The sequence below is a fragment of the Methylobacter sp. BlB1 genome (assembly GCF_015476545.1).
Classification (GTDB): domain Bacteria; phylum Pseudomonadota; class Gammaproteobacteria; order Methylococcales; family Methylomonadaceae; genus Methylobacter.
Genome location: NZ_JADMKV010000100.1, coordinates 1 through 10066 on the forward strand (window position 1 = coordinate 1; position 10066 = coordinate 10066).

Sequence of the window (10066 nt, forward strand, 5' to 3'; positions counted from 1 at the left end):
GTTACCTCCATGACTGCTTCGATTGCTTCCGGCTGGAGCGATTTAGCCGGGTGGGTCTTTCACCCACTGGTAAAGCGCCGCCTTTGCACGGCGCACACCCTTAGCAGTCTGTCGCTCAATATGATTGAATGACAGCGATCAGGTCATTACCGGCCATTATTTCTCATCTTGACACCTGATACGTATCAGGTTACGATCCGGTTCTATGATTCGAAGCTTCAAACACAAAGGTTTAGCCACGTTTTTCAAATCCGGCAGCACTGCTGGTATACAGGCAGCCCATGCTAATAAGCTTCGCCTCATTCTCGGCAGACTCAACGTCTCTATAGCTCCTAAAGACATGGATTTACCAGGGCTTCGATTGCATGAATTGACAGGTAACCGCTCTGGTATATGGTCAGTCACGGTTAGTGGCAATTGGCGTGTTACTTTTCGTTTTGAAGGTGAGGATGTTGAGGTAGTGAATTACGAAGACTATCATTGAGGTGTCACTATGTTAATGCACAATCCGCCGCATCCTGGCGAAATTATCAAAGAGCTTTGCCTTGATCCGCTTGACCTTTCTGTTACTGAGGCTTCTAAGGCCCTTGGCGTCAGCCGGAAAACCCTGAGTGCTGTGCTCAATGGCCGTGCAGGCATCAGTCCTGAAATGGCAATTCGATTGTCCATAGCATTTAATACGTCATCAGAGAGCTGGCTTATGCAACAGACCCAATACGATCTATGGCATGCTGAGCAGCACCGCAATGAATTACACGTTAAAAAGCTTGTGACTGCTTGAATCGCCGCATAACCAAGCGCTGCACTACTGGACGGGTCGGTGAGCGCGGCGTTAGAAAAATATCGGAGAAAAAATTGAAAGAAAAACTCAAACTAAATTCCGGCGAAACTCTGAAACAAGAAAGTCATCGTTCAAAGGGAACAATGGCTGAAACCGATATATGGACATACTCAATTTTAGATTCAAATGGAAATAAAGTTGGTTCTGTTGTTCACACAGACCATACGTCTATAAAGGGCTTTAATCGAACTCAGTCTGTGGAGCAACGCGATTCTGATGGAAAAGTTATAGTTGATGTCAGTTGGTAAGATTTTTTAACAAGTACAGGCAGCAGGACCGCCAAACCACCGCTTCGCTCTGGTTCGGTGGCCTCTGCTGCAAGCGTTAGTGAGCAAAGGAATGAACATCTATATCCCCAAGCAATTTGAAGAATCGAGTGTCGAGGTTATCCATGAGCTTAACCGTGTGCATCCGTTCGCTACGCTGGTTCCCAACGAAATCAAAGGGCAGTCCAGTGTCAAGGCCGCGATCGAAATAAGTTTCAGTGCGGCTAATTCCAAGGAATCATGAGCCCGATGATAAACCTGACACCGGATCAATCTGCTGCAATCAGTGCCATAAAGGTATTTCTGCGGGACGATAAGCTTCATGCTTTCATATTGCGCGGCAGTGCCGGTACCGGAAAAACGACGCTCATCGCCAAAATCGTGGAAGAACTTCAGGGCATGAATCTGTCCTGCTCCTTATTGGCGCCCACCGGTCGGGCTGCTCGTATTCTCGGTAAGAAGATCAAACAGATCACCGGCAGGCAAGAACACGAAGGCTCAACGATTCACCGCGCGATTTATACGCTCAGCCAAATTGATGTCAATGAGGAGGCAGAGACCGCTAACGATCCGGGGATTCGAATGACCTTCCCTCTGAAGGAAGATGAGTCTCTCGTTTCTTTGTTTATCATCGACGAGTCGTCCATGGTCGGAGACAAGGAGAGCCAAGGGGACGTTGTGCAGTTTGGATCCGGACGGTTGCTCAAAGATATTGTGACCTACTCGCGCTTGAGACGTCCTGGGCGGGGCATCGATCACCTTACCAAGTTACTGTTCGTCGGCGATCCAGCACAGTTGCCGCCCGTGGGCGAGAAAACATCGCCGGCCTTGTCAGATGACTACCTCAACCGGGAATTTGGTCTCAGCGTATCGTCCTTTGACCTTTGTACAGTGATGCGTCAAGCAGCAGATAGCGCCATTCTTGAGCGTGCTACGGAGTTGCGCGATGCTTTGTTTGCCGAGCGCTTCAACACATTCTCTTTGCAATCCAACCAGCAAGATATTGATCAGGTCGACGCCAAGAAGGCGGTAGATCTTATCATCGAAGGTATCCAGTCGAAACAGAGCACCGTCGCCGTTGTACGCTCCAACGCCAAAGCGTTGGAATACAACCGTAATGTGAGAGATCGTCGTTGGGGGGATGCGGCATTGCCCATCCAAGTTAATGAAACGCTTCTGGTAAACCGTAATTCCCCTACACATCTGATGAACAATGGCGATCTGATCAAAGTCACAAAGGTGGCGCAAGACGCTAAAGTTGTTCCCGTGCACCTAAAGGGGGGGCACCGTGTCGAGCTTTCCTTTCGGACTGTCACGGCGGCTTTTCGCGATAGCGATGGGAGCATTATTCAGTCGGACTGTTTGGTCCTGGAAAATCTGCTCGACTCGCCGAATCGGGAACTAACGCCACTGGAACAGCGAGCACTGTTGGTCGATTTCCGGAAGCGGCATCCCGATCTGTACCCAAAATCAGCGGAATTCCGGCGAACCATCGTCGTAGATCCCTATTTCAACGCACTCCAGGTTAAGTACGGCTATGCTATGACCTGCCATAAAGCTCAGGGTGGTGAATGGGATATGGCCATTGTCGATTTTGAATCCAACGCCGGAACGCGTAACGCATCATTCTTCCGCTGGACCTACACGGCCATTACTCGCGCCGCCAAAAAACTGGTTGTTGTCAATCCTCCAAATTTTACTGCCCTCAGTGGCATAGCCTGGGAACGGCCAGCAGCACCTGTTAGCCCAACAAACACCAATAACAGCAGCGATTTCGCCGCCGATCCTGATTGGAACCGACTATCCTTTTCACTAGCCACAGCTCCCCTTATGGAAGTTCACAGACAATTGAGAGCCGTGTGGCATGCCCAGGGCATCAACATCGAGCAGTTGCAACATCTACAGTACTGTGAGCGATACACACTTGAGCGCGATGGCAAGCAGGCCACTGTGCAGTACCACTACAAGGGTAAGCATCAACCGAGCCGCGCCGGAGTAGTCCCCAATGCTTTATCTGACGATAAGCTCGCAGGTGCAGCGCTAACGTCCCTCAATGCGTTGGTGAACAAACAGGGTGGTGGAAATGAGTCGGCAGATGAGTTCATTAAAGCCTTTCTAAAGCGTCTGGACGCTACGCTCGCTAATTCAGAGATCAAGCGTACGGCGTTCAGATCCATGCCCTACCGTTTGCGAGTAACCGTCGCGGATGCCTATCGTAAGGGCGATATCGACTTCACCTACGATGGTTCCTCGACCTGGACCTCTGCCCAGGAAGTCGGTGGTCCCGGAAGCACCAGCGGACTCTATGATGAAGTACAGAACCTGATGGCGTCCGGGCAGGTGAAAGAGGCGGCGTCGTGAGCTCCAACGATATTTTCACGTTGCGCAGGCAAGGGCAGTTCCAGCAAGCACTGGAAACTGCGCGGAGCGAGTATGGCGAGGGGTCATCCGATATCTGGTTACTGCGCGCGTATGCTTGGTCGTTATATGATCACGTCAAGACGGCCGTCGAGGCCTACGAAGCTAAGGCCCTGTCGCCGAGCGGTATGTCGAGCAAATTGTCGGTGTATATGCGTGAGTTCTCCAAGATGGGAAATCCGCTTCGGAAAGATAGTGCCTTTTCTCAGATGCTCCGGCTAGCTGGCAAGGCCTCCAAAGATTGGCAAGAGTTCTTGCTCTTTGCTCGCTGGGCCGGGGTCGATGACTTCTCAGAAGAGGACAAATCCGCCTTTACCAGCGACGATGGCAAGACCATCGACAGCTTGCAAAAGCGGTTTGTCCGAGCCATCTGTCGTGAAACAGTCAGCAAAGCGGGTGATCCACAGATGGATCGGGCCTTGATTGATTGGGGCCAGAGTATCCTGGAGCAAACCCTGCAAGAGGCCCCCAACGATCAATGGCTGAATTATTATCAAAGCAAACTGCATCTGGCGCATGGTGAAATCGAATCGGCGATCAAGCACCTAGCACCCGTATTGCGACGTCAAGCTAAAGTAGCTTGGCCTTGGGCACTACTCGGGGAAATACTGGAGCTGACGCAGGTCCAAGATGCGATTACTTGTTACACATATGCCGTGCAATTGGCTCGCGAAGAACAAGAAGTCGCGAAAATCCGCATTCATCTCGCGCGCTTGCTATCGCAGTCTGGTCGGTTCAGCGAAGCTACTTTACAGGCTCAGTTGGCGAAAGAATACAGAGAGCAGTACGGCTATAAAATTCCAGCGGAATTGGCACAATTACTCGGAGCAGATTGGTATCGCGATACGATGGCTAATGGCCGCGCTCGGCCTGTCGCAGATGTCAAGGCAGATGCCAAGACGCTATTACTCAAACTAGATCAGCACAACGTTGAGTATCAGAAAGGCGTACTTGATCACATTAATTTAGAAAAAGAACTCAGTTTTGTCGCTACGGGCGCTGACACTGGCGTCCCCCTGTATCACAAAAAATTCCCCGACATTGTCACCATCAAACCAGGCACCATCCTAGAAATTGGCTTTTCGAAAGGCGACAAAAATCCTGTTCATTGGCTCTCATCGTCGGCAACAGAAATTCCCGAATTTTGCCAAATCGTTGAAGGTGTATTGGAGAAACCGGAGGGGAAGAATTTTGCATTTATTCGCCGTCCAGGTGGCGACATTTTTATTCCTCCAGGGCTAATGCACGCTTTCGATTCCGGCTTGGGCGAGTCAGTGCGATGCCTTGCACTTTGGCACACCAACAAGAACAAAGGAAAAACTGGCTGGAAAGCAATCAAGCGGTTGACCGATGACGATGAAGAACAGCAACTATGACGATCCCCGGTTCTCCGGAATCGGAAGAAATGGCCATTTTGGGTAGAGACCGGAGCGAAAGATATTCGCTATAACGCCATAAACACGGACGGCATTGTATCGGGTCAGAGGAGGCTGAAGCTTCCATCTGCCGACAGAACCCGTGCTTACGAGTCCGTACACGGCTCACCAAGCAAGCAGCACATATCGAGTAACGTCAAGCCAATGCGCCAGTTTACGGTCGGATCGAATTTCTTGGCCTTTCTGGTCAATGAACCTGCTATTAGGATAGGCTTTGGTCGCCGCCGGGTGTTACTCAGCGCCCAAAGTTTCCGGTTCGAAAACGCTGTTTCCAGTGTTGTCTTCTTCTGTACGCCTCTTTCCACCGTATCGGTAGAGATGCCGTTTTCGCTTTTGTTGTGAAATCAGCCGGGCGCGCAGTATTCGCCGGATATGCGCTTCGATTTTGCTCAATTGCGCCGGGTATTACTGCCAACACGGGGTTCCGGCGGTGGTTTTCCAATAGGGGACTTGTACCCCATAAGTGCATGCCCATGCGGCGTACACAAACCGTTGATCCGCGCCTTTCGGCGCGGGTCAACGGCGACGTTGAATGGCAGCTTGCTGCGATGCAGCAGCCATACATTTCAAATCTTGAATGTCACATAATGGCACTTTTCTGTCCTTCACTATATCTGTGCCCACCTTGGGCTATGAACTTGTCCCTGTGGTCATTATGGGTCACCCGGTAACCTTTGCGCCAGCTGGGCAAGCTTCTCGGCGTCTTCCTGCTGCCGCAGGTCCGTGGCCAAGCTGCCGATCTGGCCCAACAGTCTCATTGACGAACTGCTGCCTTTGGCGCCGGAGTTTATTGAATCGCTAAAGCAGAAATAGCACCAGATGGCTGGGGGATGGACGCTTACGGAGAAGCCGATGAACACTCCAGAGTTTATTGCCTAAAATCGAGCTATCATGGAAGATATAATCACTTTTGGGTTTTCGGCTGAATATCGTATAACCACATTTGCAAATACTGGTTGAAACTCTATATCGCACTGATGGTTGCATCGCTTACGGAGTAGCAAAGGCTCTCTTTGATCCTAGTCCTAACCACTTTTCAGGATTGTGTCCCGATCTGGAAACTTAGCCTAACACCTGCAATCACCACATACGCCTTCCCAACGATGGGCAAAACAGTCAAAAGCCCCGGATCGGGGCTTCGATAGAACCCTAAAGCCGATTTTCCGCTCAAAAAATGAAAATGGCGGTGGAGTAAAGGAAAATATATCGAAGCTTCTCACTCTTCTGTTAGATTCAAATCGTTTAGGCGCTTGAATTCTTGACGAATCGCCTCTCTGGTTTTCTTGCATTTTTCCAAGGAAAAACCGTTCACGATGGCAAGCCTGAATCCGCCGGGCGGCATGGAATGTTGGCGATGATCCATCGTTTCATGAAAAGGCAGCTGGATGCTGGTCACCTGGTCATGGTCGATGAATTGGGCTAAAAATGCCTGAGACGGTTTTCGATAGTTGCGGTGCTCCCCGAAAAGCACCACGCTGCAACCTGTGCGATTCAACGACCCCAGACGCCAGCTTCCGGAACGATACAGTTCGATCAGGCTGGGAACGAATGGCTCTCCATAGAGATCCGGCCATTGATCGGCGAACCGCAGATGCATTTCGATAATGCGTCCGCCAATGGTCTCGAAATTCATCATTCCGCGGTAATGGGTGAAATTCTCCGAAATGAATGCTTGCAAATAAGCTTCTGTCTCGTGTCTGGAATCGGCTAATATCTCCCAATAGTCAAAGGTTCCTTCCTTTTCGGGATAACCGATCGCATGGGCGAACCAGAGCGCTTCTCCGTCCACCACCGCCACATCGGTGCTTAGATGTTCGCCTTCCAGAATTTCCACCCACATGAAGCCGGGGTTGTATCGTTTCGAATATTCTTGTCGATCGATGATCACGCCGCTGTTCGAGCCCATGGATCTTAGGTTGTAGATGGGTTTGCTGAACACGGGGTAAAATCCGGGTTCAATATCATGAGGGCCGCATATCAAGCTTTGTTTTTCGGCGATCATGAGTTTGTTGTAGGCCCAGGCGTGAAGCTGATTCATGCGATAGGCATCGGGGTCCTTGATGGGAATGTATAGATCGTTCGGGCAGAGGCAATGATCGAAGAACTGCTGTCGCCAAGGGTCAGGTTCCAGGATAGGCATGTTTTTTCTCCTTATTTTAAATTTAGCCCGGCCGCGGCCAATCGAGTTCGTTCCGCGCGGGTGCGGATTGTTTCGAAAGCCAGATCCCTGGCGGTGGAGGTATTGTCGTCGAAGGAGGAAACCCAATTCTATCAACTTAAGAAAAAAAGGATCAACCCCAACGTTGAATAGCTGCTTTCAGAAGTTCTCCTGACATTAAACAGGGATTATTAATAGACTGCTTCTGGCCGAACCAGCTCTGTCAGGATTCAAAAAGCAAAAGCGAACTATTACTTGCCTTTAACCTGAGATACTCGATCGATCGTTTATGTTTAGTATATCCTCAGGCGTGATTGATCTTATTCCTCCTCCGACTCTTCCGGCGGCTCTTTCGATGGATAACCTTCACCCCGATCGTCGCCTTCTTCTGACCACGCATCTACGGGGCGGTCCTCGGGTTTGACGATCTCTTCCAAAGGCTCGGTCCAATCGGCAACGGCGGTGTCGGTGACTTCGGTGCCGGTGAGGTCATCCATTTCCCCGACATCGAGTGGGCCGCTCCAATTCTCGGGCTCTTCGATGAGCTCGACGGGGAGTCGGTACCAAGTATCTAGATCAATCTCTTCCACATCACCGTCGAAATGCTGTAGTTCGACCGTGCCGGTATCTTCGTCTACAGCGACGACTTGGAAGGCTTGGCCCTTGTCCAGATGTTGATACCAATTACCTACGATGGGATCGGCTTCGTTTTTCATGGTGCTCTCCTTTCTATTTGGCAAAGTGTGCCTCGCCTGAGCGGCGAGTTTTTCAAGCAGAATCCGGATAATCTCGGTTTGCACGAGGCTGGAGCCAGGTCTTGCAATCAATCATCTTTGGCTAAACTGAAAGACAAATGTTACCAACTATCGACAGCCAAAAACAAAACATCAGCGGCCTCTTTTGGCCGGCCGACCTTGCTCGGTCAGAATTGAAAGGGTAAAACCGACCCTTAGTTGCCCTTCACCCCAATTCCTTGACTGGCTAATTAGTGCTGGAAACGGACGGTCATTTGCAAAATCATAGAGCACATCCAAAATTGAAACCTATTTTATCGAATGATTTATGATATTTTGTTAGGCCATGTCCGATGAGTAAGCGGGGATGGCAAACACCAGCCCAAAATGGCAATAAGTGGACGCTTCTTTAGGTGCACGGGGTGTTAACAAGATAGAGCCTTGGCATATATGCTATTGGCAAAGTTTTACTGCAAGGATAAGGAAATGAGCGAAAAGAAGAAAAATGCTTACCATTCTGTCAGCGGCCCTACTGTTGCTGCAGATATAGAGAAAACTCAGATCAACAAGTTTCATACTAAAGGTGGAACCGGATTCGCCGCCGAAGAAGCAAATGCATTAAATGATCGACTTCGCGGCCATAAAGTGGATCAGGTTGGGACAGGAAACAAATTAAATGGCGCTGATCGTGTCGTCGATGGCTTTTCGATTCAAACCAAGTACTTCGACTCTGCTAGGGCGACGGTTAACTCGGCCTTCGATAATCAAGGAAATTATCGATACAGCGGCCAACTATTAGAGGTTCCAAGCGATCAGTATGAGGAATGCTTGAAACTGATGCGTAAGAAAATTGAAGCGGGAAAAGTTCCGGGCATGGAAGATCCCAATGAAGCAGAGACGATCGTCAAGAAGGGAGATGTTAGCTATAAGCAGGCAAAAAACATTGCCAAGGCTGGGAATATAGACAGTCTGATCTTTGATATGAAGAGCCAATGCGTGACCTCTAGCTATGCCTTTGCGATATCATTCTCCGTCAACTTTGCAAAAATGAAATGGGATGGGAAAAACACCGAGGAAGCACTTAAAGATTCGGTGTCAATGGCACTTCAATCTGGAGCAGCATCGTTCGTGACTGGAATTGCAGCTGCCCAAATACTTAGAACTAGAACAGCGGCGGTTGGCGTTGTCTTTATGCGCGATGGAGTAAAAGCTGTTGCACAAACGGAGATTGGAAAGGGCGCAGTGGAAAGGGTCGCTCAAGCGTCCCTCGGTAAAGCTGTCTATGGTGCGGCGGCAACTAACCATGTGGCCAAATTGCTTCGCACAAATGTGGTTACTTCGGCCGTTACAACTGTTGTGATATCTGCTCCCGACTTCTACCGCGCTGCGTTCAGCGGAAGCATTTCTTGGGCCCAGTTTGCAAAGAATCTGACAGTAAACGGTGCTGGAGTTGCCGGCGGCGCAGGAGGATGGATGGCTGGAGCTGCAGGCGGGGCGGCACTGGGATCTGCTATTCCTCTAGTCGGCACGGCTGTCGGGGGTGTCGTAGGGGGAATTCTTGGAGCCCTTGCTGGAGGCACAGCCGCATCAGCAGCGTCCAAGTATATTTTAGATGGTCTTATTGAGGACGATGCGAAGGAAATGATTCGGCTGCTTCCAGGCTGTCTCCAACCGCTCGCTACTGACTATATGCTTTCAGAGCCTGAGACAAAAGAGCTTGCCGAGACATTGAAAACCAGAGTTGATGCGTCTTTCCTTCGGGACATGTACAAGAGTTCCAGCAGGAAATCATTTGTATACGACGCATTTGAGCCAGCCTGCGAAGATATCATCAAAAAACGACCGAAGATTAGTCTGCCCGCCCCCTCTCAAGTCCAATCTCTACTGTCGAAGATTGAGGAAGAAGTAATTGCACAAGAGGTGTTGGCTACCTGACAAGCGACTGATTCAGATCAAAGCAATTGGGTGCCTCTTGGCCGCAATGTCATTGGCCTAACACTTCGGTCAACCGACAACCGAAAGCGGAGCGTGTCGAATATGCCGCCTCGCGTGGTTGCCGGTTGCCTACGCATTGAGCGAACAATTTATGACTTATAGCTGCCGTTCGAAAATACTTATCGACAGGCTGGAAATGGCACTTATGCAAAGCTTTGCATAAGTACCATTATGTGAAGTTTCCTTTTATGCATAGCGGTGTTTCCGCGAGCAAGATT

At 50.0% G+C, this 10066-nt stretch carries 9 protein-coding genes; 7 read left to right on the forward strand and 2 right to left on the reverse strand.

What is annotated here, in order from left to right; translation table 11 throughout:
- Positions 1-205: 205 nt before the first annotated feature.
- The 6 genes from IT781_RS20750 to IT781_RS20775 all read left to right on the forward strand — a co-directional run bounded on the left by IT781_RS20750 (position 206) and on the right by IT781_RS20775 (position 4901).
- Positions 206-484, forward strand: a complete 279-nt coding sequence (locus IT781_RS20750; RefSeq protein ID WP_194972082.1) for a type II toxin-antitoxin system RelE/ParE family toxin — start codon at positions 206-208, stop codon at positions 482-484.
- Positions 485-493: 9 nt separating this feature from the next.
- The gene (locus IT781_RS20755; protein WP_194972083.1) at positions 494-781 is read left to right on the forward strand and encodes a HigA family addiction module antitoxin; all 288 of its coding nucleotides are present in this window, start codon (positions 494-496) and stop codon (positions 779-781) included.
- A 74-nt stretch (positions 782-855) separates the two neighbouring features.
- A complete protein-coding gene (locus IT781_RS20760; protein ID WP_194972084.1) occupies positions 856-1089 on the forward strand; it encodes a hypothetical protein in 234 nt (77 codons plus the stop codon).
- A gap of 91 nt (positions 1090-1180) precedes the next feature.
- Positions 1181-1351: a hypothetical protein gene (locus IT781_RS20765; RefSeq protein WP_194972085.1), complete on the forward strand. Its 171-nt coding sequence runs from the start codon at positions 1181-1183 to the stop codon at positions 1349-1351.
- Positions 1348-3468 (forward strand): ATP-dependent RecD-like DNA helicase, encoded by a 2121-nt coding sequence (locus IT781_RS20770; RefSeq protein ID WP_194972086.1) that lies wholly within the window; start codon positions 1348-1350, stop codon positions 3466-3468. Before IT781_RS20765 ends, IT781_RS20770 begins: the two co-directional genes overlap by 4 nt.
- Positions 3465-4901 carry a hypothetical protein gene (locus IT781_RS20775; protein ID WP_194972087.1) on the forward strand — a complete coding sequence of 479 codons (1437 nt, stop codon included), beginning with the start codon at positions 3465-3467 and terminating at the stop codon, positions 4899-4901. Before IT781_RS20770 ends, IT781_RS20775 begins: the two co-directional genes overlap by 4 nt.
- 1276 nt (positions 4902-6177) lie before the next feature.
- On the opposite strand, the gene IT781_RS20780 is transcribed toward IT781_RS20775, so the two are convergent.
- Together IT781_RS20780 and IT781_RS20785 are read right to left on the reverse strand one after the other, a co-directional pair.
- Complete coding sequence (locus IT781_RS20780; RefSeq protein ID WP_194972088.1) at positions 6178-7101, reverse strand: hypothetical protein; 924 nt, start codon at positions 7099-7101, stop codon at positions 6178-6180.
- 338 nt (positions 7102-7439) lie between these two features.
- Positions 7440-7835: a DUF6763 family protein gene (locus tag IT781_RS20785; RefSeq protein ID WP_228779326.1), complete on the reverse strand. Its 396-nt coding sequence runs from the start codon at positions 7833-7835 to the stop codon at positions 7440-7442.
- Between the two features lie 504 nt (positions 7836-8339).
- Here IT781_RS20785 and IT781_RS20790 point away from each other — a divergent pair.
- Entirely contained in the window at positions 8340-9788 is a 1449-nt protein-coding gene (locus tag IT781_RS20790; RefSeq protein ID WP_194972089.1) for a hypothetical protein, read from the forward strand.
- Positions 9789-10066: the final 278 nt, after the last annotated feature.

Coding starts and splice junctions, on each gene's coding strand:
- IT781_RS20750 (WP_194972082.1), top strand. CDS start 206: ATGATTCGAAGCTTCAAACACAAAGGTTTAGCCACGTTTTTCAAATCC.
- IT781_RS20755 (WP_194972083.1), top strand. CDS start 494: ATGTTAATGCACAATCCGCCGCATCCTGGCGAAATTATCAAAGAGCTT.
- IT781_RS20765 (WP_194972085.1), top strand. CDS start 1,181: ATGAACATCTATATCCCCAAGCAATTTGAAGAATCGAGTGTCGAGGTT.
- IT781_RS20770 (WP_194972086.1), top strand. CDS start 1,348: ATGAGCCCGATGATAAACCTGACACCGGATCAATCTGCTGCAATCAGT.
- IT781_RS20780 (WP_194972088.1), bottom strand. CDS start 7,101: ATGCCTATCCTGGAACCTGACCCTTGGCGACAGCAGTTCTTCGATCAT.
- IT781_RS20785 (WP_228779326.1), bottom strand. CDS start 7,835: ATGAAAAACGAAGCCGATCCCATCGTAGGTAATTGGTATCAACATCTG.
- IT781_RS20790 (WP_194972089.1), top strand. CDS start 8,340: ATGAGCGAAAAGAAGAAAAATGCTTACCATTCTGTCAGCGGCCCTACT.